At 38.4% G+C, this 22,401-nt stretch carries 20 protein-coding genes and 1 pseudogene; 8 read left to right on the top strand and 13 right to left on the bottom strand.

All coding sequences use genetic code 11. The features are described 5' to 3' along the window. Positions 1–280: 280 nt before the first annotated feature. The 3 genes from V6R21_RS22045 to V6R21_RS22055 all read left to right on the top strand — a co-directional run bounded on the left by V6R21_RS22045 (position 281) and on the right by V6R21_RS22055 (position 4,314). Positions 281–1,201, top strand: coding sequence for a universal stress protein (locus tag V6R21_RS22045; protein ID WP_334245705.1), 921 nt, complete (start codon positions 281–283; stop codon positions 1,199–1,201). 218 nt (positions 1,202–1,419) lie between these two features. Continuing rightward, positions 1,420–3,042 carry an aspartate:alanine exchanger family transporter gene (locus V6R21_RS22050; RefSeq protein ID WP_334245706.1) on the top strand — a complete coding sequence of 541 codons (1,623 nt, stop codon included), beginning with the start codon at positions 1,420–1,422 and terminating at the stop codon, positions 3,040–3,042. 183 nt (positions 3,043–3,225) lie between these two features. Then, positions 3,226–4,314, top strand: a complete 1,089-nt coding sequence (locus V6R21_RS22055; protein WP_334245707.1) for an aminotransferase class V-fold PLP-dependent enzyme — start codon at positions 3,226–3,228, stop codon at positions 4,312–4,314. Between the two features lie 63 nt (positions 4,315–4,377). On the opposite strand, the gene V6R21_RS22060 is transcribed toward V6R21_RS22055, so the two are convergent. The 10 genes and pseudogenes from V6R21_RS22060 to V6R21_RS22105 form a co-directional block, all read right to left on the bottom strand. Continuing rightward, positions 4,378–4,914: a DUF4920 domain-containing protein gene (locus V6R21_RS22060; protein ID WP_334245708.1), complete on the bottom strand. Its 537-nt coding sequence runs from the start codon at positions 4,912–4,914 to the stop codon at positions 4,378–4,380. 251 nt (positions 4,915–5,165) lie between these two features. Continuing rightward, positions 5,166–5,495 (bottom strand): preprotein translocase subunit SecG, encoded by a 330-nt coding sequence (gene secG / locus V6R21_RS22065; RefSeq protein WP_334245709.1) that lies wholly within the window; start codon positions 5,493–5,495, stop codon positions 5,166–5,168. 12 nt (positions 5,496–5,507) lie between these two features. After that, positions 5,508–7,139 (bottom strand): hypothetical protein, encoded by a 1,632-nt coding sequence (locus tag V6R21_RS22070; RefSeq protein WP_334245710.1) that lies wholly within the window; start codon positions 7,137–7,139, stop codon positions 5,508–5,510. A 368-nt stretch (positions 7,140–7,507) separates the two neighbouring features. Further along, positions 7,508–8,050 (bottom strand): LptE family protein, encoded by a 543-nt coding sequence (locus V6R21_RS22075; RefSeq protein WP_334245711.1) that lies wholly within the window; start codon positions 8,048–8,050, stop codon positions 7,508–7,510. Position 8,051: 1 nt separating this feature from the next. Continuing rightward, positions 8,052–9,392: a sigma-54 interaction domain-containing protein gene (locus V6R21_RS22080; protein WP_334245712.1), complete on the bottom strand. Its 1,341-nt coding sequence runs from the start codon at positions 9,390–9,392 to the stop codon at positions 8,052–8,054. Positions 9,393–9,562: 170 nt separating this feature from the next. Next, positions 9,563–11,569, bottom strand: coding sequence for a hypothetical protein (locus V6R21_RS22085; RefSeq protein ID WP_334245713.1), 2,007 nt, complete (start codon positions 11,567–11,569; stop codon positions 9,563–9,565). Positions 11,570–11,998: 429 nt separating this feature from the next. Beyond that, positions 11,999–12,409, bottom strand: coding sequence for a response regulator (locus V6R21_RS22090; RefSeq protein WP_334245714.1), 411 nt, complete (start codon positions 12,407–12,409; stop codon positions 11,999–12,001). Between the two features lie 317 nt (positions 12,410–12,726). Next, positions 12,727–12,987, bottom strand: a pseudogene (gene hisE / locus V6R21_RS22095) (phosphoribosyl-ATP diphosphatase); the annotation flags it as partial. Positions 12,988–13,100: 113 nt separating this feature from the next. Continuing rightward, on the bottom strand, positions 13,101–13,343 hold the full coding sequence (locus V6R21_RS22100) for a DUF6952 family protein (RefSeq protein ID WP_334245715.1): 243 nt from the start codon (positions 13,341–13,343) through the stop codon (positions 13,101–13,103). Positions 13,344–13,359: 16 nt separating this feature from the next. Next, the gene (locus V6R21_RS22105; protein WP_334245716.1) at positions 13,360–13,677 is read right to left on the bottom strand and encodes a thioredoxin family protein; all 318 of its coding nucleotides are present in this window, start codon (positions 13,675–13,677) and stop codon (positions 13,360–13,362) included. 261 nt (positions 13,678–13,938) lie between these two features. Here V6R21_RS22105 and V6R21_RS22110 point away from each other — a divergent pair, with 261 nt between their 5' ends. Next, positions 13,939–14,559 carry a phosphoribosylanthranilate isomerase gene (locus tag V6R21_RS22110; protein ID WP_334245717.1) on the top strand — a complete coding sequence of 207 codons (621 nt, stop codon included), beginning with the start codon at positions 13,939–13,941 and terminating at the stop codon, positions 14,557–14,559. Positions 14,560–14,617: 58 nt separating this feature from the next. On the opposite strand, the gene V6R21_RS22115 is transcribed toward V6R21_RS22110, so the two are convergent. Further along, positions 14,618–15,106, bottom strand: coding sequence for a hypothetical protein (locus V6R21_RS22115; RefSeq protein WP_334245718.1), 489 nt, complete (start codon positions 15,104–15,106; stop codon positions 14,618–14,620). Positions 15,107–15,491: 385 nt separating this feature from the next. Between V6R21_RS22115 and V6R21_RS22120 the strand changes: the two genes are divergently transcribed. Beyond that, complete coding sequence (locus tag V6R21_RS22120) at positions 15,492–16,097, top strand: DivIVA domain-containing protein (RefSeq protein WP_334245719.1); 606 nt, start codon at positions 15,492–15,494, stop codon at positions 16,095–16,097. 116 nt (positions 16,098–16,213) lie between these two features. Continuing rightward, on the top strand, positions 16,214–17,176 hold the full coding sequence (locus tag V6R21_RS22125; protein ID WP_334245720.1) for a DMT family transporter: 963 nt from the start codon (positions 16,214–16,216) through the stop codon (positions 17,174–17,176). Between the two features lie 98 nt (positions 17,177–17,274). On the opposite strand, the gene V6R21_RS22130 is transcribed toward V6R21_RS22125, so the two are convergent. Both V6R21_RS22130 and V6R21_RS22135 read right to left on the bottom strand, forming a co-directional pair. Continuing rightward, positions 17,275–18,258, bottom strand: coding sequence for a hypothetical protein (locus V6R21_RS22130; protein ID WP_334245721.1), 984 nt, complete (start codon positions 18,256–18,258; stop codon positions 17,275–17,277). A gap of 250 nt (positions 18,259–18,508) precedes the next feature. Next, complete coding sequence (locus V6R21_RS22135; protein ID WP_334245722.1) at positions 18,509–19,216, bottom strand: hypothetical protein; 708 nt, start codon at positions 19,214–19,216, stop codon at positions 18,509–18,511. Between the two features lie 277 nt (positions 19,217–19,493). Here V6R21_RS22135 and V6R21_RS22140 point away from each other — a divergent pair, with 277 nt between their 5' ends. Further along, positions 19,494–21,362, top strand: a complete 1,869-nt coding sequence (locus V6R21_RS22140; protein ID WP_334245723.1) for a M61 family metallopeptidase — start codon at positions 19,494–19,496, stop codon at positions 21,360–21,362. Positions 21,363–21,588: 226 nt separating this feature from the next. Next, on the top strand, positions 21,589–22,395 hold the full coding sequence (locus V6R21_RS22145) for a 3'-5' exonuclease (protein WP_334245724.1): 807 nt from the start codon (positions 21,589–21,591) through the stop codon (positions 22,393–22,395). The last annotated feature ends 6 nt before the right edge of the window (positions 22,396–22,401 follow it).

Consider the following 22,401-nt stretch of genomic DNA (forward strand, 5'->3'; position numbering starts at 1 on the left):
TTGGTTATTGAATTATATTCAAAATATATCTTATTATCAGTAAAGTACAAAACCTCACATTTAGCCACTGTCAGTGTTTCTTATCCCTAAACATAGCCTATACTGTACCATTACCTAACAAAAGTGACCTTTACCTTATCGTTCTAAAGATGATAATTGTAACTTTAGGCGTACATACAGATGTTCTCAAGGCAGTTCGTTGTAAGTATGCAACTTTTAACCTGCCACTATGTATCTAAATTGTCATATTTTTTTCACTTTAAAAACTCACAACGCATAGATGAAATATAAAAGAATCTTGATCGCCTGCGATGGCTCCGCAATAGATGACAGGTTATTTGAGTTTGTCAGATTCTTTAACAGACAAACTGATGTAGACCATATGCTGTACGTGGTACAGATCACAAAGTCTCTTGAGTTGCCCGAAGAGGTTGAAAAAAAATACCCTGGACTATTGGCTCCTGTTGATGAAGGGCTTGAGTACAGACTCAGACAAAAGTTTGAGAAGCATCTTGGTCAAGAAAATATTGCTTTTGATGTCATTATCAGAGAGGGCAAAGTTGCCAAGCAACTCCTGCAAATCATCAAGGAGAAAGATATTGACCTGATCGTAATGGGTAAGAAAAAGCACTTAAAGGGCAACGGTACGGCTACACACCCTGTATCTCTACTTGCTCAATGCTCAACGGCATACGTACCTGAAACCCTGCCTACTAATTTCAGCGAGATTGTTGTACCTGTTGATTTCTCTGAAACTTCAAAAGTTGCATTAGAAGCAGCTGTTCAACTGGGTAAAACATTTCATTTCAAAGTTGTTTGTCAACACGTATACGATGTACCATCAGGCTACTCATCTATTGGCAAGACGTATGAGGAATTTGCCGAGATCATGTGTAAAAATGCCGAACATGCATACGAGGTATTCACAAAGGATATCAATACAGAGGGGGTAGAGCTTGTTGTAGAAATGGAGCTTTTGGACGAAGGACAAGAAACTTCGGATAAACTATGCAACATGGCTCTCAAGCATCCTGAAAGCATCATGATCATGGGCTCACAAGGACGCACCAAAGCTGCTGCTTTCTTCTTTGGTAGTAATGCTGACAGAATTCTGAGACATGAAGAAATCAGTTTACCAACTTTTGTGGTAAAAGACCCTTCAAACCAGATTGACTTCTTTGAAGCTATCCAACAGCTATAATTTTATAGAATAGCGTCCTAATGATACAATGCAAATCCTTCTATATTTATTGATAGAAGGATTTTTTTGTAAAATGTTGCCGATAGATGAAAAAAGTCATTTAAAAGAAGGACATAAATTCATTTATATTCCTTCTCTCTACTTTTCCTTTGCAAACCTAAAGCAAGAAAATGACTTCAGTTACAAGTTGCAGCGGGAAAATTAATCATAACTAAGGTATGGAATCACTTCTAAGTTTTTTAAGTATTGACTACGTTGCCCTTTTTCTTATTATCGGAGTGGGTATCCTATTAGGAAATCTAGAGTTTAAAGGAATTTCATTCGGATCCTCAGCCGTAATTTTTGTGGCAATGTTTTATGGCTATTACCTGAATGCACATGGCGTGGATTCATTTGAAATGCCAACCATCATCAATAAGATTGGACTTGTACTTTTCATCTTCACGATTGGTATGCAAGCAGGGCCATCTTTCTTTGAGACATTCAAGTCACAAGGAGCTAAACTTATCGTTTTGGCTGTATTGGCTGTTGTTACCGGGTCGGTTTGTACTTACATCCTATCCATTGCTTTTGATGTAGACTTCAAAATCTCTGTAGGGCTTTTGACAGGTGCATTGACCAGTACACCAGGTCTTGCAGCTGCTATTGATGCTTCCAAATCTCCATTAGCTTCTATTGGATATGGTATCGCCTATCCTTTTGGCGTAGTTGGAGTAATTCTTTTCGTCAAGTTTATCCCAAAAGTATTTGGTGTTAAGATTGCCGCTGCCGAAAAGGAATACGCTGAAAGCTCATCCACCAATATTCCTCCTGTTATCAACAAAAATTTTATCATTACAAATGCCAATGTAGATGGTAAAACCTTGAAGGAAATGGATGTTCGCTTTATGACTAAAGCCAATATTTCCAGAATTATGCGACCTGATCAAGAATCCATTCCTCCTACAGCCGAAACCAAGCTTCACTTAGGAGATCTTGTAAAGGCTGTTGGTACAGAAGAAGCGCTCAAGAAGGTAGAAATCCTGTTAGGTCATACTACAGAGCAGGAAATACCTAGAAGTGGGCAACATGAAATTAGGTGGTATGTTGTCTCTCGCAGGGATATTGTCAGCAAATCACTTGGTGAATTAGACCTGATCAATAACTACTTTGCAACAGTGACACGTGTTCGACGTGCCGGTGTGGATCTTCCTGCAAGACCCGCTGTAAAACTGCGTTTTGGTGATAAGCTATTAATTTCATCCACAAAAGGTAACGTCGGAGGGCTTTCTGAGCTATTTGGTGACAGTCTTAAGACCGTAGAAACGACCAGCTTTTTGCCGGTTGCCCTTGGTATTGTGATTGGAGTATTGGTTGGAAAAGTTGCCATTCCAGTTCCAGGCGGGACTACCTTCTCACTAGGTTTGACAGGTGGTGTCCTGATGGCTGCACTTATACTCAGCAGACTTGGCAAAACAGGACCGATCATTTGGAACTTGCCTGGTTCAGGAAACCAGTTGCTTCGTCAGTTTGGACTATTGCTGTTCCTGACGCCTGTTGGACTAGGAGCCGGCACAAAAATAGTAGCTACCGTTCAAGAATATGGGCTCTCCTTATTTGGGATTGGTGCCTTGATTACCCTAATTCCAATGATTGTTGTCGTAATTGTAGGAAGGCTGTTCCTGAAAGTCAATTTCCTTTCAATTCTTGGTGCACTTACGGGTGGTATGACCAGTACACCTGGCTTAAGTGCTGTTGACTCCATGACAGAAAGCGAAGCGCCTCAAGTAGCCTATGCTGCTGTCTATTCTTTTGCACTAGTAGCCATTATTATTTGTGCCCAAGTAATTGCCAGTCTTTAGAAAAAAACAGACTCTAAATTAAGAAGCCGACCTTTTTTGGTCGGCTTTTATCATTTACAGCACAAGAAGAATATCGAAAGTTGAAATACTTTTTCGTAGCTTTGAAGCTTACGCTAAAATAAGATTAATCACTCATTTTTCACTTTACTGTCAGGCCCTCCTGACAAACAAACACCTACAATAATGACGAGCAGAAAATACTTTCTGACACCAGGGCCTAGCGAACTTTACTTTACAGTTCCTGACCATATGCAAGCCGCTATGCGAGATGGAATAGGCTCTATTTCTCACAGAAGCAGTCAGTTTCAAGAGATTTTCTCCCACACAGTCAATCAACTGAAACAACTCCTGAATGTACCCGAAAATTTCCAAATTGCTTTTACAGGTTCTGCTACTGAGGTTTGGCAGCTACTAATCCAAAACTGTACAGCTTCCCAAACTTACCATTTGGTAAATGGATCATTCTCTTCAAGGTTTTATGAATTTTCATCCCAACTGGGCAGAAATGCAATTAAACATGAAGTCCCTTTTGGAGAGGGGTTTGACATTAACGCTGTAGACGTTCCGGAAGGAACTGAAATGATCTGCGTAACACAAAATGAAACTAGCTCAGGTGTAATGCTTCCTGTTGAGGACATTTATACGCTTCGTGAAAAGTACCCTGAAATGTTGATTTCTGTGGATGCAGTATCATCAGTACCATATCTTGACATTGACTTCAGTAAGATAGACTCCCTGTTCTTTTCGGTACAAAAAGGGATGGGACTACCTGCCGGACTAGGAGTTTGGATCTTCAATGAAAGGTGCATTGAGCGTTGCAAGCAACTGACAGACGCAGGAAAAGTAATTGGTGCTTACCACAACATCCCTGAGCTTGTAAAGAACTCAGAAAAAAGTCAGACACAAGCTACACCAAACGTAATCGGCATCTATATACTTGGAAAAGTAGCAGAAGATATGCTAAGAAAAGGTTTAGAGACAATCAGACAAGAAACTGCTTACAAGGCATCTACATTGTATGGTCTTTTGGAAAATCATCCAAAATTTAAACCTTTTGTGGTAAACCCTGCTCACAGATCCAAAACTGTGATTGTTGCAGATTTGTTGGAAGGACTGACGTCTGATAAAGTAATCAACGCCATGGCTGAGCATGGACTAGAAATCGGAAAAGGATACGGTCAGCATAAAGCCACTCAGGTTAGAATTGCCAACTTCCCGACAAGTTCCAAGGAGATTATATTCAAATTGGCTGACTTGCTGGAAAAGCTTTAAATAAAAAAGCATGGGCATTATTATATAAATGCCCATGCTTCTCTATTCACTTGTTGAATGCCTTTAGCTCTTATGAGAGTCTTCTTCTTCACTGCTTGTTTTGGTTTCCTCCTCTGATGGTGCCGTTACGCCTCCTTCAATTATAACTCCCTTCGCTACAAAAACGATTTTTTCCTGAGGCTCTGTAATTGCATTGATTTCATCTTCAGATTTACCTGCATCTTCTGCATAGTGTCTCAAAACATCTACAGATACTACCTCTTTCTTTACAACACCTTCTACTGTAGCTGTTCCTGACTCTAACCCTTTTGGCACAAAGAAACCATAGTCCTTGAACTTTACCATCATCTCATGAGAGTTATCAAGTTTCAGCTTCATCCAACAGCCCTTCACTTCACATGATGAAGTTACTTCCCCTGTCACCTTTACGGCAGCCAAAGAGTCAGCCTGCTCCAACTGTCTTATAAGTGCAGTCCCACTAATACTATTCAATGTTGTTATCTTTTCACCATAATGCTTTAAGTCTCCATGTGGTTGCTGTGGTGAGCTACAGCCCAAAAACAAAGCTGTTGCGATAATAATCAGAAGTTTCTTTTTCATGTTTTGGTGAATTCAGGTCTCTTAAGTTTTAGCTAAAAATAAAGCCTTTAGCCTCATATACCCAATAAAGTCTGACTGATACTTTAAAAAGTACCTTGTACTATAGTAATATCATCATAAATCTCTTAGTAAGTCAACCTTATTGATATGTGTTTTCAACTTGTTCAATAAAAAAGGTTCATACATTTATATCATGCATGAACCTCTTAACATCCGCCTGTAGACGAATTTATATTTCTTCGAAATGACGCTTATTGAGCGCTATCAGCTTCTACAGCCTCAAGCTCAGGAGCAGCAACTGGTGCTACATCACTAGCGCTTTCGATTGTCGGTGATACTGGTCCTTCAGTTGCAACTTCAGTTCCACTAAACAAGTTGACACCAATACTCAAAACGAACATAGTTGCCGCCAAAATCCAAGTAGCTTTTTCAATCCAGTCTGTGGTTCTTCTTGCTCCCATCAATTGACTTGCGCTACTCACGTTTCCTGTCAGTCCCCCTCCTTTTGAATCCTGGGCCAATACCAGCAGTATCAGAAGTACTGCCACGATCATAATTACTACAATGAAAAAAGTTACCATTATTTTTCGGTCTTAATATTGATTTTTATCTAATAGTTCTATGCGAGACGCAAAATAAGACTTTTTATTTGGATTTTTCAACATCAGAGTCTTATAAATCTTAATAGCTTCCTGTGTCTTCCCTTGCTTCACCAAGAACTTGGCATAATTTTCAGCCAAAGGGCCGCTAAGCTCAGTTGCCTCCGTTGAAAGGTCTTCTTGTACCAGCTCTGGCTCTGTCTTTGCCGATGAAATTCTAGGTGATTTTGATATAAACTTTTCAATTACCTGCTGCTGATAATCTTTATCTAAAAGGCTCTTTCCTCCTACTTTCTTGAAAAGACTAAACGAGGAAGGAGAAATCAATTCAGACTGAGACAAAGCTGCAATACTTTTACGTGATACCTCCGAAGACAATGTTGCTCTTTTAGCTAATTCACCATAAAAAGGAAGTGATTCAGGTGGCACTACCCAAGGTTTATCTTCTCCAGGTTTTAAAACCTTCTTTGGAGTATTATCCCTCAACAATGCCAACTCTGCAGCAAACTCTGTATCCTCCTCCTCAGAAGAGTGGTCAAGTTTGTTTATTTCTTCCCTTGTTCTAGTAAAACGTTGGAATCTTGCCAACAGCTCTTCGTCTGTCGGAATAGTATCCTCAACCTTTTTAGCCTGTTGAGTTGACTGAACTGGTGCTTCTACTTTAGGCTCTGGTTTTACTTCTGGAACAGAAGTACGCTCCTCATCTTGCTCCTTACCTAATGGCTCGAACTTTGGCCAATTAAACTCTTCATCTTCAGTGATGTCTGACGCTTTCGTTGCCTCTGCTTCTAACTCAGATGACTTTTCAGATTCCTTTTCTAATGGCTCAAAGGTTGGCCAGTTAAACTCATGGTCTGCTGCAGATTCCGGTTCCTTCGTTACCTCTTCTTCTAACTCAGAAGACTTTTCTGACTCCTTTTCTAATGGCTCAAAAGTCGGCCAGTTAAACTCATGGTCTTCTGTAGATTCTGGTTCCTTTGTTGCCTCTACTTCTAACTCAGTAGACTTTTCTGACTCCTTTTCTAATGGTTCAAAAGTCGGCCAGTTAAACTCATGGTCTTCTGAAGGTTCCGATTCCTTTGTTTCCTCTACTGCTACCTCTGGTAACTTTTCTGACTCCTTTTCTAATGGTTCAAAAGTCGGCCAGTTAAACTCATGGTCTTCTGAAGGTTCCGATTCCTTTGTTTCCTCTACTGCTACCTCTGGTAACTTTTCTGACTCCTTTTCTAATGGTTCAAAAGTCGGCCAGTTAAACTCATGGTCTTCTGATCTATCAGTTTGAGGTTGTGGAGTAGAGACAACGTTAGCAGCTGCTGATTTTGCACTAGAAAGTTTTTCAAATGCATTTAGATCATGTTCGTAAGAAATGCTGAGTTTTGCAGCACTAGGAAGGTTTATATTAGCATCAAACTCACTGTTCATGATGCTCTTCAAGATACGTCTGTTTTGCGTATACGCAGCAGCAGTTTTCACCTCTTCAGACAAGCCTCCGGTTGCTTTAGCTAATAATACTCTAGCTGCCTGAAAAAATGGAAACCTTTCCGCTATCGCCCTCAAAACAGCCTCATCTGATGAGGTTATCAGGTTAGGGTTGCTTGCAAGTTGTATGAATTTATTTTTGTCCACTGTAATTGTAGTTCTTTAGCATTTAGTTTTAGCAGCTTATTTGTTAAGGTGTTTATCAAATTGGACCATATATATAATGGTCAAGATAGTCGGTCACAATGAATGCTTTTGGCTTCAGCCTTAAAATCAGTAAAACTGTTTAAAAGATTAATGCAAACTAATAAAGGGAAAGTTAATAAACCAACACTTATCAAGGCATTTTGTAGGTATTTGTTAATGCCCTATTATAAACAAACAAGACTGTTTTTGTACTACTACTTCACTTAGTCCAATTGCGAGTCTTATACTCACAACGACTATGGAAGAACAAACTTGTACAAAAACAGTCTTGGGTTGATATATTTTGATTACAGTCATTCTGGTAGCTTCTACCAATCTGCTACTGACTTATTGAAAATATCCAAAAGGATTTGTTCAAAAATCTCATCCAACGCCTCATTTTCAACATCTTGAACGTTTTGATCAGCAGGAAAGTCGTAGTAAAAAGAAAATGCTTGGTTAAAACTTTTCTCATCATCAAAGTTGTTAACAAAATTCACTTTAACCGTCACTGTCAAACGTTGCTGCTCAGCTACTTCCAAGTCGTTTGCACCAGGTGAAATAGGAGTCACTCTATATCCATTGATACTACCTTCAAATTCCAAATGTCCTTTTGTTCCACTATCAGCCATTTTCAAGGATGTATTTCTAAGGAAATAATCCTTTAGACGTTCCGTAAAGTCGATACCCATATTGGAAGGACCATCGGGAGCCTCATTGTAGAATGTCTCCACCGAAAAGGTTTTGATTCTCGGGTCAAGGTTTACTCCTGTAAAAGTGAAGTTTACGCCAGCACAACCATGTAAAAAAGGTAAAAGGCAAATCAGCATAACTGACACCCTTCTAAAAAGTTGTTTGTTTTGTATGTTCATTCTATTCTTCGATCTCGTACTGTTTAATTTTTCTATATAATGTACGTTCAGAGATTCCAAGGTCTCTGGCAGCATACTTTCTCTTATTGTTATTCTTTTGTAAAGCCTTAATAATCATCTCTTTTTCCTGCTTTTGCAGTGACAACGATTCTGAAGTTGGCTCTGTTACTTCTTCCACTTTTTCATACTCTATATGTTCATCTTCCTCATGATCATCCGGCACATAGAATGATGGGGGAAAATTAGACGGTGGAGTAGTTGTCGCAGGCAAATTAGGGCTTCTTGTTGCCAAGCTTGTTGAGCTTGCTTCATTTTGTGCAGCCCTTGGGTCATCATGGTTATAAGTATCAATATTATGGAACAAGTGCCTGTTCTCTGCTATCAGTTGAGGCGCTTCCGCATTGGTTCCATCCTTAGCCAACTGAAGAACCATTTTCTTCAGGTCATTCATGTCCTTTCTCATGTCAAAAAGGACTTTATAAAGTATATCCCTTTCTGAAAAGTTACGTTCCTCTCTTTCTCCTTGTGGTACTAATGCCGGAGGGAAACTGCCTGTTTCTGGCAAATAGTGCCTCAACCGTTGAGCATCCAATTGGCGATCCATCTCCAATACTGATATCTGCTCTACAATATTTTTAAGCTGACGGATATTCCCTGGAAAACGGTAACTCATCAATACTTGCTGAGCTTCTGGAGTCAGGGTAACTGGAGTTACTTTATATTTATCGGAAAAGTCTACCGCAAATTTTCTAAACAACAAATAGACATCATTACCACGCTCACGCAGCGGAGGCACTATAATAGGCACCGTATTAAGTCGGTAATAAAGGTCTTCTCTGAACTTACCTTTTTCTACAGCTTCCATCAGGTTCACATTCGTAGCGGCCACCACTCTCACATCCGTTTTTAGCACTTTCGAAGAACCAACACGAATAAACTCTTTATTCTCCAATACTCTTAATAGACGAGCTTGAGTACCTAAAGGCATTTCACCTATTTCATCCAAGAAAATGGTTCCTCCGTCTGTCACCTCAAAATACCCTTTACGCGCCTCTGTAGCACCTGTAAAAGATCCTTTTTCGTGACCAAACAACTCTGAGTCAATCGTTCCTTCAGGAATAGCTCCTGTGTTGATTGCTATAAATTTACCGTGCTTCCGGTGACTCAGATGGTGAATAATCTTAGAGAATGACTCCTTACCACTACCACTTTCACCAGTAATCAATACAGACAAATCTGTAGGCGCAACCTGTGCAGCTACTTGAATAGCGTAGTTTAACTTGGGGGAGTTACCAATTATTCCGAATCGCTGTTTGATTGATTGATTTTCTTGTACATCCATTACAGACATCTGTTTTAACCCTTTTTTTGCTGACTTTTTGACACTGTCAAAATTACAGATTCACTTGAAGATTTAAAAATAGACCAATGGTCTTTATCATTTTTTAATCAGAAAAGCCGCTCTAGTCTTCACTAGAACGGCTTCTTATTATATTAGCTATATCTTTATGCTTATTTCAAGCAGACTCTTTCAAAGATAGGCTCAATCTCCACTCCCATTTCTTTTGCTTCTTTCAACAACTTACAACCTTGTCCTACATCACCCTGCTTTAACAATGCTTTCCCTCTCAGGTATATCCATCTTCCTTTTTCAGCAACAGGCTCTTCTACTGTTTCCAGTTTTGCCAAAGCAATTTCAGACTCAAGTTGGGCACTCTGAAACTGTCCTATTTCATAAAGTAGTTCAGCCCTTTTAAACATCACATCCATCAGGGCATCCATCGCATAAGGACTATCCTCATAATTTTTGATGTATTGTGTGTAACCATTTATAGCTAACATCACATTTTGCTTACGCTTATAGATATCACCTTTCACCTCATAAGCCATCAGGTTTAACTTTCCTCCTCCTGACTTTTCAATATCCTGTAAATAAGCACCAAGGAAATCTAACGCCAAATCAGTAGGGTCCGCTTCCCCTGTACCGCCTTTTGATATCAAATAATACCGAGACATTCTCAATTTAGCCTCAGGCAATCCCGCAGCTAACGCCTTGTCATAAAATCTCAATGCTTCAGCCTCATTCGGAATTACATCACATTTACCTTCCAGATAAATATCTCCCAAAAGGACAACAGCTTCCATACTATTTTGTTCTTCGGCTTTTCTCAACCATCCCAACGCCTCACTGCCATTCAGCATTATATAATACTTTGCTATGCTCAATTGGGCTGACACATTCCCCAAATTTGCCTGATAAGTGACATACTCTACATCATTTTGATCAATATATTTAAGTACATCCAACCTAGTAAGCTTGAATTGGGCAATCTGTACACCGTTATTGGCTGCTTGCAAATACCATTTCACAGCACTTGCTGTATCTGCGTCTATAGCTTCTCCTGTTTCATAAAACTCCCCTACCACATACTTAGCAGTATCGATATCCGCAAAGGCTGCTTTACTATACCATTTGAAAGCCGCCAAAGCGTTCTTTTTCAAAGGTAGAAGTCCCTTTCGATACATTGTTGCTAACTCTAGCATAGCTTGGCCATGATCTTGAAGTGCTGCACGCTGACAAAACTCTAGTGCCTTATTTAAATCTTGCTTCACTAGCACACCCTCTCTATACATATGATAAAGACGGTACTGATCATTCTTATCATTGAGCAACAAGGCACTATAATGTAAGTAATCCACACTATTATGATCGGCCAATGCCTGAATATCCATTTGATCCAATAACTCGATGGCTTGCTCACTTCCTAAGTTTGCAGCTTTCAATAGGTACAAAACGGCTTTCTTACTATCCGGATTTAAGCCGTCACCATTTTTATAGGCTGTACCTATTAATAATGCAGCGTCAGCACTACCTTCTGCAAGAGCTGATTCCAAATAAGTTAGTGCTTTCTTAGCATCCTTTTCAACTCCTTCTCCCAAAAGATAACTACGGCCTATTTCATACTGATTTTCAGGAGTACCATCTTTTGCTAAAAAGCGCTTATAAATAATATTATCCGATTGGGGAAAATCAGAAAGAGGCAATGCTCTTAATACTGCTTCTGCATCAGGGTTTTCAAGCTCCCACGCTTTCAAAAAATTCTCAATGGCCTTAACAGTATCAATCGCTACATTGACTCCATTCAGATAAAAATCTCCTACATGGTAAAAACCTTCACCATCTTTTGCTTCTGCTGCTTTACTGTAATAATAAAAAGACTGAGCTAGATCTGGCTTAGTACCAATTCCCACTTGATAACATCTACCTAATGCCAATAAAGCCGGCACATAACCTGATTGTGATGCCTGCTTATAATACTCGAAGCTCTTCTTTAGATTTTGTTTCTGGTATCTCCCTTCCTCATATACTTGACCTAGTGTAAATAATGCTTCAGGCTTCCCGCTTCTTGAGGCTACTTTTAATTCCTCAAATTCCTGTTCACTACCGATATGCTGGGCAGCCACAATGTTTGTAATACAAAACAACAAGAGTATTCCTACTACTTTAAGCATTCTCATGTTTTGCTGGGTGGTTATCATCGGCACTTATTAAAGAAAAACAATATACAAGTACACTTATTTGTAAGTATACAAGTAATGATAATTTGAATTCAACGATCTCTGAATAATGTAATCAGGCTTTTAAGACCTCTTTGCCTCATTATTTGGTTAGCTTGAAATAAAACACACAAACACTTGAATATCAATAACAAACAAACCAACGAATCACAAAGGAAACTTTTCAGCCTTAATTGAATTTATAGAAAAGATTTCATTCAGCATGATCTACAAACGCTGAATCAGGGAAAACTCGAGGAATGGGGTATATTCTTCGATAAGTGACATGATTTTCACTGTAAACTCTAATTCCTTTCGCATAAAAAAACAGCTTGAATCTCTTCAAGCTGTTTTTCAACCAGTAAGTCACTCTATGTCTTTTATTTATGCTTATTCGTTCAGAAGTAATCTTACTTCATTTAAGGCATTTTCAGACAAAGGTTTGGTGATATATTTTATTACAAATTCGTTATCGACTATACGGTCAATATCCCTTTTATTATCAGAACTAGAAAGAACTGCTATTTTGCACTTTTGCTTAATGGTATCATTAAAACTTCCAAACTCATACAAAAAGACAAACCCATCAACAATTGGCATGTTGATATCCAAAAAAATAAGATTAGGCAATTTTACAGGGTTATCTTTATTCTCTTCCAAATACTCCAAAGCACTTTTACCTGAATTCTTAACAACAATATTTCCTGCAAAGCCGGTCAGTTCAATTACCCTTTTATTGATAAAGTTATCAGTGTCATTGTCATCGATCAGCAGTACCAATTCTACAGCCTGATTATTCATAATATGATAGTTTATTTACTTTAAGTGTCAGCCTTTTGTCAAGAGTTACTAAACAAAAACTATTTAAAACACAGCAATGCTGTAAATAACGCTAACATGTAAAGCTTTGGTTTTGACTATATGGTATAGTTTCTAAAAAAGAATTCAAATTGAGATCTGAATAAATTTAAAGAAAAGTTTGGTAAAAGGAAGGCGAATCTCTGAAACTTAAGGTTACAATTTGGGTATTACTAGTTTAATCCTGTAAAAAACAAAAAGCCGAAACCCCTTTCTATACAGAAGTTTCAGCTTATCATATACTATACGGTTATCAGCTTTTATTTATGACGCTCTTTTAATACGTCGATAACATCCTTAAGGTCATAACCTTTTGCCTGCAACAATATCAGATAGTGAAAAAGCAGGTCTGCTGCCTCATTCAGGAACAGGTCTTTGTCATTGTCCTTTGCTTCAATGACTAACTCAACTGCTTCTTCTCCAACTTTCTGCGCTACCTTATTTATACCTTTAGCGAAAAGGCTGCTTGTATAAGATGCCTCAGTTGGGTTTTGCTTTCTTTCTTTGATAATTCCCTCCAAGTAGGACAGGAACTCTTCATTTGTTTTATTTTCCATTTATTTCACTTTTTCAATTACCAAATCATTGGCAATCCATCAAAACCTTTAAGCATTTATGCTCAGGTCATCCATGTTTAAGAAATAGAGCCTCTTACCATTTGTGTATATGCTCTCAATGCGGTCTTAAAGTCATCCCCATTGTCTTCCATTTGCTGCCTTATCCACATCGCTGCAAATGCATGTGTCAGTTGCTCGCCCTCATCATCACCAGGAATTTCAATAGCAGGAGTCTCTTCCTCTGCAATTGATGCTTCCGCCAAGGTTAGCTCCTCCAATGAATAGGTTTCTACAAGCTTCTTGATTACAGGTACTTTCATGATGTTATCAATTCAATTACTTCAGCTTTCCAAGCAATTCAACAACAGCATCTTCTTTACTAGTAGAAACTCCTTCTACCAATTGACCATCTTTGAATACGGCAAAGAATGGAAGGTTATCAACGCCTGCCAACTTTCTTGCCTCTGGGCTTTCTTCTGCATTTACATCAAGGAAAGCGACTCCTTCAAAGCGCTCATCACCTGAAAGCCTCTTATATTTTGGCTTGAAAAGTCTACAGCTTCCGCACCATCCTGCATAGTATTTTACAATTGCTGTATGATTCTCAGCTAAAAGCTGATTGAAATTGCTATCATTTGCATCAATTACTGCCATGGATTTCTATGATTTAATCTATAAAAGAATCTCACAATTCATTTTGTTAAGCCTCAAAAGTAACAAACTCTAGATTACTTTGTTCAGTAACTGCAAATATAGAGTGGATTTTGGTGATCTACCATTCAGAATTATTATCTCTTCACAAAGCTCTTAAAGAGATAAGGCTTATTTATAAACTTGATTATCTAATGGTTCTTTATGATTTTTGCGGGACTGGCAAAAGCCTGTATCATAAAGAAGAGAATAAAACACAAAATAATGGCACTGAAGACAAGGGTTAAAGTAAGTGAGGTCAATAACCTTCACGATGGCAGATACTGCGCTGGAATGGGCGTTGAGATGATAGGTTTCCCATTGGATGCTTCTCATCCGAACTTCGTTGATGCTGACAAATTCAAGGAAATCGCAAGCTGGTTGGCTGGTATTTCGTTTGTCGCTGAGGTGAATGAGTCTGCTGATATTGACTTTGGTACATATGAGGCAATTGACTATATCCAAACTTCCAATGTATCTCTGTTGTCTACCTTGAAAGCGCAAGATCTTCCATTAATCTTCAAAGTTGATGTGAGTGCATCTGCTACTAAAGAAGAATTGGAGGCTCAAATGCGTACGATATCAACAGATGTATCTTTCTTTTTGCTGGAATCTTCAGATAGAAGCTTGGATAGTGAAACAATTGAGATGCTTTCTGCGCTTGCGAAAGAATACGATATATTTGTTGGTTTTGGTCTCGACAAGGATAATGTTTCAGAAATTATTGATCAGATTAACCCTGCTGGCATTGGGCTTATCGGTGGAGGTGAAATCAAGGTAGGGCTGAACGACTTTGATGAATTGGCTGATATTCTGGAAGAAATTGACACTGACGAATTCGCTTAAAAATATAAACCCGTGGTACTGTTAAGTATCACGGGTTTTGTTTTAAAGTAAAAATACCTTAGTTCATAAATCTCAGGTAATAATCATTGGCTTTTAACACATTGACTACTCGTGCATTATTAAAGCCAGGCTCCTGTCCTAACTCAATTAGCCTGCAGGATCCTCCAATTATTTCTAGTCTTGCCCCATCTCGTGGTGTAAACTCCCCACCTTCAACACTACCGACCTGACTCTCTATTGCATTCACCAAGTAAGTACCATCTGGCAAACTAAAAGTAAGGAAATCCTCCATAGTTGGTTCTTCTCCACAATCAGGTGTATTTTCTGGAGCTGCTCCAATCTCTCCCTCAGCTACCTTATCTTCTGTATCAAAATCTGAAATCAGGATCGTAATTATTCCACCACTCTGACCTGCACTTTCATCTGCATAGAAAGTTAACTCGCCATTTAAACCTGAATTGAAATCAGGATCAGAATCAGAGTCACAGGCAATAAATAAAGCGAAGCAAAACAGTAATAATCCAAGGAGTTTAAATAGATTCTTCATAAAGGTTTACGTTATAGTTATTTGGCTTATTTTAAGAAAAAGGTATAGTTCAAAGTCTATTTTTCACACAGTGAAACCATTAAAATATCACTGCAAAAACAAGACTGAAAACATGTTAAGAACCAAAAAACATGGTTGAAAGATTCCAAAACTTATTCAGTTATAGGTTAGCTGATTCGCTGAAAAAGGCGATTTGCACAGAAAATTAGTACTATCTATAAAAAACACCATGCTAATTGGATAATTCTTTTATTAAAGGACAAAAAAAGTAGTAGATTGGTCAAGAATTTTTCAACTGATTTTATCAGTAAGATGTCCGATACTTTCGCATACTTAACTGTGGGTTTACGGAGTTATTAATATTGGACTGAAACAGAGAATCGAGATGGAACTAAAACCTGAAGAACTGAAAGACAAACAATTCAGAAAACGCATCTTCGGCGGTTTTCAACCTCAAGAGGTGACAGAGGTACTGGACAAGGCTGCCCGTACTATTGAACAAAAAGAAAAGCAAATTTTATCCCTTGAAGCAGAATTAAGAGGGGCTAGGGAGCGTATTCGTCAACTCGAAGCCATGGGCAGTAAGCTTATGGATACCATTAAGGAGACTGAAAACAGCAAAGAACAGCGTATGCTTCAGGCTGACCAAGAAGCACAATTAAAAATCAGAGAGGCAGAGGAAGAAGCCCGCAGAATCATTTCTGAAACTGAAATGAAAGGGAAAAGACTTTTGCAGGAAGCTGACAGGCAATACAGGTCAAAAATGCAAAACCTTCATCAGAAAACGCAGCAAGCCAACGAGCATCTCGATATGCTGAATGAAAGGAGCAATGACATTTACCACCAATGGAAGTCACTGATAGACAGCACCCAAACTGAAATCAGCAAACTAAAGAAGCTACAAAAAGCCCCATTACCTGAAGGTTCGATTGAAAAAAACAACTCATCAACCACAAATTCAGTTGAGGTTTCAGAAGCTTCCAAAGCATAACTTGTACTTCTTTCCGTTATAATTATTGTAACATCTTCTGAACACTACCTGTAGTGGTAGCTTGTTGCGTCTAAAGATTTGCTTGTTAAACGCCAGTCAGGCTAAAACCAATTTTTGTGGCACTACGAACAATCGTAAATATGATAGGGATCAGTCCCAGTCAAAAAAACTTTGATAAGCTAGAACTTCACTTTTGGATTTTCTTAGCCAGCTTTATTCCAAGTATTAACATTTTTATCTCCCTGCCTTCTGTTGAGATCGTCTTCATCAGAATGTTTATAGCCTCTATCCTGTTAGGAGGTATTATTTATTGGAGACGACTTGCCTTTAAGGTTCCTCGAAAAACACTTGTTGAGCTACTTGTTGCAGGAGTTTTCACATCCATATATTGGATATTTTTCGTGATTGCAGCCAAAATAGGTAATGCCTCAGTTGCTTTGGTAGGAGTAGCCACTTCTCCTTTGTGGGTTAGTATACTATCACCGCTATTTGGAGGGTCAAAGCTAAGTTTCAATGAAGTAATGATGGGGCTAAATGCCATTTTTGGCGTTTACATGATCTTCAGCTCCAGTTTTGCTTACAGTGAAGGAATGATTATGGCGATTGCAGCTGCATTCTTTGCTGCACTAGTGACTATTATCGGTAGCAGACATTCATCAAAGTATGATCACAGAGTAGTGACATTCTATCAGATGATTGGAGGCTGGATAGGAACTATAGCTGTATTCCCTATTTTCTTCTACTACATTGACGAAGGTTCACTCACATTAAAAATTCCAACCTCTACTGACTGGCTCCTAATCTTTACGTTGGCTATTATCTTTTCAATTTTTGCCTTTTCTGCCATGATTAAGGTGATGAAAAGCCTATCTCCATTTACAGTCTCCTTGGCTAACAACCTGTCCCCTATTTATGGAGGTGTTGCTGCCTTATTGCTATTTGGGGAGCAAGAAATCATGGACGTTTACTTCTATGCCGGTGCAATGATCATTATCGCATCATTGGTTGCTCCAACCTTGGCTAAAGCATTATTCCAGCAAAAGATACAAAGAAAGAAACCTGAAAAGGTTTATGATTGACATTGACCTAAACAGGTAACAAATAAAAAGCGGGTATTCCATCTAAATGGAATGCCCGCTTTCATTTTATATCAATCTCTTTAGTCAATCAAAGAAACCTACTTGGCATAACTGCTTCTATGAATTAGGTTGAAGGATACACTCAACACTAGAAGAAGTACTACTGAAATAGTTGTGGCAGAAACGATTCCCATTCTAATTAAATCATAAAGTGAATCTTTTCTTCCACTTGCTTCCTCGTTGATTTGTGTAACCAATTCACTAATCTCCTCTGTCAATCTTACAAGGTCAGGTACAAGTCCTTTATTCATTTTATATCCAACCTTCATATCTTCTTCCACTACCTTCAGGAAAATCGAATTGTATCTGCGTAGGTCTTCTTTCAGTTCGAATTTTTCCTCCTCCGGAACCTGAGGATTGGCTTCCAACTTCATTTTAATTTCTCCACTTAACCTTCTCACTTCGTACAGGTAGGAAGTACCTCCTCGGATCATATAATCCTTTTCCTGATTTCTTAACTTCATCAACAGTTCCTTGTCTATATAACGGGAAGCTTCCAGAAGCTTTACTTGTTCATTCATATATCCAAGTAATCCGTAGTCCTTAAACCCTTTATACTTGATTGAACTAATGATCTCCTTGAATGTCTCGTCATAAGTATTGAGAAGAGAATCAAACCTTACAAGTTCTTTGGCATAGTACAGTTTCCAGTTTCCTTTAGCCTGTTGAATCTCATCAGACATTGCACGCACTTTTTTCAGGTGCTGAAACTGTTGATTAAGAATATCACTTTTACCTTTTGCAAAAAACTCCTCATTGGTGGTTTCATAAGCCAAAAACTGCTCTCCATATCTAGCCATGTTCAATGTTAGATTATAGAGCTGATTAATCTTCATAACAGCCTTGTCTGTATCTTCCATTTCACGGAAAGTATTAAAACTGGTAAAAGCCACAAAGAAAGACAGAACTGAATAAATATAGAATCCTGAAAAGATTTTCTCTTTCAGGGTTCTTGGTTTCAATAACTTCTCGATTACCATTGGCTCGTAGTTTACAGCTCTAAAAGCGGCGTCATCTGACAATTTAGTTAGCTGTTTATTCGATAATGTTTTGGTTGATTTTACGGAAAAAGGTCTATCCCGTTTTTGTTCAGCAAATAGCTTTCAATAATAACGATAGAGAGAAAGTTTATTGAACTTTTCTTAGAAAAAATTGACACGATTTTCTGTTATCTATCAAATACATCTAAAAACTCAGGCACAAACACGAAAAAAAAAGAAAAACCACACCCTGATCAGATGTGGTTTTATGCAGACTCAGGCTATTCTAATATTAATGCTGCACAAGAAAAGCATTTCTCTCTCCTTCATTCCTTCCAATCTTGCGGAAGTTATCGCAATATACTTTAGCCTGATCTTTATATTTCAATGAGCCATACACTACACAGTACAATGGTTGACCATCTACATTTTTAACTTTAATATAAGTCTTGTACATATGATAATAACTTTCAAAATCTTTCGCTTTATCCTGTGCTTTACACAAGCTGTTAGAAGAATATACTTGTAAGCCCCAACCATGAGAAATCACTTGGCTGTTCAAGTCAACAAAGTATGATTTATCTGCCTGCAACTGACCTTGTCTTCTTGCACAAGTTCGGTTATCATTAGGACTTACCTTATATACCTGACCACCTGAAGTTCCCAATCTTTTTAATGAATCATACTCATCTTCCATTTCTCCCAATTGGTTATCCAGTGCTGTTTTCTCACCTTCAAGTCTTAACACTTTAGTGTTCAAGGCACTTACTTCGGAAGAAAGGCGCTGATTCTCACTCTCAAGTTCATTCGCTCGCTTCTCAAACTCATTTGCTCTTTCTTCTATTTGCAGTTTTGCCTTTCTCAGATCTTCATTCTCCGATTTCAGTGTTGCATTTTCCTGTTTCAACTTCTTTTTGGATTGAGCATTTGCCTCTGACAGACTTATATGTAGCATGAAACAGCCAATAATAAGCAGCAGGAGTTTCATATTTTTTTTCATGACAGTACAGTTATTTATAATGGTTTTAGTTTTTTGATTATTCTCTCTCCTCAAATACACTGACTTATTGTATGGTATCTCACAACCAGTCTTGTCAGTGAATCTTATTAGTAAGGCAAAATAGATGGAATGTGAATTTTATCCAAATATCATATGACTACCATACAATTTTAGAAATAACGCCTATATGATCTTAAACCAAAGAAATACACACCTAAAAATGCAAAGAGGTTATTATATTTGTAAAATGGAGAGCAAATAGCTTTAATAACCAACTATGCTAAAGAACATTCTGTGCTTAATATGCCTTTTAATCACAATAATATTGACAGGGTCAAACCTGAAGGCACAACAATCAGCACCAAGACTTACATACCGTTACTGGCTTGACTTAACCAATGTAAAAAATGATCGAGTAAATGTCACACTGATTACTCCCTCTGTTGTTTCAGACGAAGTAGTTTTTCAAATGCCAAGTATTGTTCCTGGCACCTACAGTGTTTACAATTTTGGACGATTCATTCATAAGTTTAAAGCATGCAACCAGAATGGCAAACCCCTAGAGGTTGAAAAGACAGATGAAAATTCATGGAAAATACTGAACGCCCAACAGCTCTACAAGATTGAATATCAAGTAGAAGACACATGGGACACCAATCAAAGTGATTTAGTATTTGAACCAGGTGGATCAAACATTGAAGCTGGTAAAAACTTCATTATCAACTCCCATGCTTTTATGGGCTTTCTTGATGGTATGAGAGATTTCCCATTTGAAGTCAATGTTTACCACCCTACAGACCTGTTTGGCTCAACAGCTTTAGTCAGCCGTAACTCGACAGAACAAACTGACCGTTACTTGACTAAGAACTATCAGGTATTGGCTGATTCCCCCATTATGTATACACAGGCTGACACAGCAACTATTACACTTGGCGATACAGACGTACTGATTTCACTCTACTCTCCAAATGATATGCTCAATGCGGAGGTTGTTGCTACGCACCTAAACCAAGTGTTATTCGCCCAGCAACGATACTTGGGAGGTAAACTACCTGTAGACCGGTATGCATTTCTGATTTACCTGTCAGACAAGCCATCACTTTCAGGTGCTATCGGTGCTCTGGAACACTCCTATTCTTCTGTATATTTTCTTCCGGAAGCTTCTGAGGACTTTCTAGCCAGTACCATTCGTGATATTGCAGCTCATGAGTTTTTCCATATTCTAACACCGTTAGGACTACACTCTGAAGAAATCAGCAGTTTTGATTTTGAACACCCAAGAATGTCTAAACACCTTTGGCTCTACGAAGGAGTCACTGAATACTTTGCCCACCATGTTCAGGTTCAAGAAGGGTTAATCTCTACAGACGTCTTTTTCAGAGTTATCAAAAACAAAATAGAAACGGCTGCCAACCACTACAATGACTCCATTCCGTTTACTGACTTGAGCAAGTATTGTCTTGATAAATATGCTGATCAGTATGGAAACGTCTATGAAAAAGGTGCCCTGATTGCCATGTCTCTTGACATATTACTTCTTCACAAATCTGATGGACATTATTCACTAAGAGACCTAGTATTGGACCTTATTGACAGATATGGTAAAGACAAGCCTTTTCAAGACGATGACCTCTTTGAAGAAATAGCTAAAATCAGTGGCATTCCTGAAACCCGACCATTTTTCGCAAACTATGTCGAAGACAACCAGCCTCTTCCCCTTTCCGAAATATTGGCTTTGGCAGGTGTGGACTACTACAAGGAAAGAGAGGTTGAAGTTTATACATTAGGAAATGTGGATATTGACCTAACTGAAGAAGGAAAACTGATAGTGACAGGTATAAATGAACTTGATAGGTTTGGTAAAAAGCTTGGCTACGAAAAAGATGATATCATATTATCATTCAATGGTATTGACATCGATGCAGACAACGCAGGTGAGATGATACAGGACTTTAAGCAAAATGCACGAAAAGGTTCTAAGCTCGTCCTTAAAGTTCAGCGGAATGGCAAGACTAAAAAACTCAAGTCCAAAGTTAAGCCAATCAAAAAAGTCAGGCATGATGTATTTGAGCCAATGGACCGTCCAAAAAGACATCAGCAACTGGTTTTTGACGCATGGATAAACGGACTTTCTGATGATCGGTAATTCTTAAATATTGCTAATCACAATGGTGATTTGTTTTCTGCCACTATAAAATACTATTTTCGTGCTTTGGGTTTAACTCCTCTCCAGTCTCTTCTAAATGTTTAGAATATTCTCAAATTTGAAGAGTTGTATGCTTTGTCTTCTTCCTCAATTGGGAAACTTGACTTTACTTAAAACAAATTTTTGAATGCCATTAAAGCTACAATGGCTATAAAATCGACAATATATGAATTTGAAGCTTCGTAACCCTCTTGCCGTATTTGACTTGGAAACAACAGGAACCAATATTGTCAAAGACAGGATTGTGGAAATTTCTGTAGTCAAAATTATGGTGGATGGTGAAAAGAAAATAAAAACACTGAGGATTAATCCTACTATCCCTATTCCATTGGAAAGCAGCCTTATCCATGGTATTTATGATGAGGATATCAAGGATGCTCCAACTTTCAAACAAGTCGCCAAGGAAATTGCCGAATTCATGAAAGGTGCTGATCTGGCTGGTTTCAATGTGATGCGCTTTGACATTCCTGTATTAGTTGAGGAATTTTTGAGAGCAGGAATCAACTTTGATATCAGTAACAGGAAAGTTGTGGATGCCCAACGTATTTTTCATATGATGGAGCCAAGAACACTGACTGCCGCATACAAGTTCTACTGCAAAAAAGACCTTGAAGATGCTCACTCTGCGGAAGCGGACACAATGGCTACTTTTGAGGTACTGGACGCACAGGTTAAACACTATGAAGGTGCTACTATCAAGGATAAGGATGGCAAGGAATACCAACCTATTCACAATGATGTAGAAGTACTGCATAAACTCACACTGAGTAATGCTGTTGACTTTGCCAACCGTATGGTCTACAACAATGATGGCGTGGCTGTATTCAATTTTGGTAAGTATAAAAACCAATCTGTTCTGGAAGTCCTGAAAAAGGATCCTGCATATTATGACTGGATTCAGAACAATGACTTCCCTCTGAACACCAAACAAAAACTTACAGAGATCAAGCTTAGCATGTTTAATAACCGCTAAATCAAA

It is taken from the genome of Limibacter armeniacum (assembly GCF_036880985.1).
Lineage (GTDB): Bacteria > Bacteroidota > Bacteroidia > Cytophagales > Flammeovirgaceae > Limibacter > Limibacter armeniacum.

What these genes read in the sequence shown, in the direction of transcription:
- secG (WP_334245709.1), bottom strand. Translation starts at nt 5,495, where the DNA reads ATGGTAACTTTTTTCATTGTAGTAATTATGATCGTGGCAGTACTTCTG.
- V6R21_RS22085 (WP_334245713.1), bottom strand. Translation starts at nt 11,569, where the DNA reads ATGAGAATGCTTAAAGTAGTAGGAATACTCTTGTTGTTTTGTATTACA.
- V6R21_RS22055 (WP_334245707.1), top strand. Translation starts at nt 3,226, where the DNA reads ATGACGAGCAGAAAATACTTTCTGACACCAGGGCCTAGCGAACTTTAC.
- V6R21_RS22090 (WP_334245714.1), bottom strand. Translation starts at nt 12,409, where the DNA reads ATGAATAATCAGGCTGTAGAATTGGTACTGCTGATCGATGACAATGAC.
- V6R21_RS22050 (WP_334245706.1), top strand. Translation starts at nt 1,420, where the DNA reads ATGGAATCACTTCTAAGTTTTTTAAGTATTGACTACGTTGCCCTTTTT.
- V6R21_RS22080 (WP_334245712.1), bottom strand. Translation starts at nt 9,392, where the DNA reads ATGGATGTACAAGAAAATCAATCAATCAAACAGCGATTCGGAATAATT.
- V6R21_RS22060 (WP_334245708.1), bottom strand. Translation starts at nt 4,914, where the DNA reads ATGAAAAAGAAACTTCTGATTATTATCGCAACAGCTTTGTTTTTGGGC.
- V6R21_RS22105 (WP_334245716.1), bottom strand. Translation starts at nt 13,677, where the DNA reads ATGGCAGTAATTGATGCAAATGATAGCAATTTCAATCAGCTTTTAGCT.
- V6R21_RS22145 (WP_334245724.1), top strand. Translation starts at nt 21,589, where the DNA reads ATGAATTTGAAGCTTCGTAACCCTCTTGCCGTATTTGACTTGGAAACA.
- V6R21_RS22120 (WP_334245719.1), top strand. Translation starts at nt 15,492, where the DNA reads ATGGAACTAAAACCTGAAGAACTGAAAGACAAACAATTCAGAAAACGC.
- V6R21_RS22045 (WP_334245705.1), top strand. Translation starts at nt 281, where the DNA reads ATGAAATATAAAAGAATCTTGATCGCCTGCGATGGCTCCGCAATAGAT.
- V6R21_RS22135 (WP_334245722.1), bottom strand. Translation starts at nt 19,216, where the DNA reads ATGAAAAAAAATATGAAACTCCTGCTGCTTATTATTGGCTGTTTCATG.
- V6R21_RS22075 (WP_334245711.1), bottom strand. Translation starts at nt 8,050, where the DNA reads ATGAACATACAAAACAAACAACTTTTTAGAAGGGTGTCAGTTATGCTG.
- V6R21_RS22140 (WP_334245723.1), top strand. Translation starts at nt 19,494, where the DNA reads ATGCTAAAGAACATTCTGTGCTTAATATGCCTTTTAATCACAATAATA.
- V6R21_RS22100 (WP_334245715.1), bottom strand. Translation starts at nt 13,343, where the DNA reads ATGAAAGTACCTGTAATCAAGAAGCTTGTAGAAACCTATTCATTGGAG.
- V6R21_RS22110 (WP_334245717.1), top strand. Translation starts at nt 13,939, where the DNA reads ATGGCACTGAAGACAAGGGTTAAAGTAAGTGAGGTCAATAACCTTCAC.
- V6R21_RS22115 (WP_334245718.1), bottom strand. Translation starts at nt 15,106, where the DNA reads ATGAAGAATCTATTTAAACTCCTTGGATTATTACTGTTTTGCTTCGCT.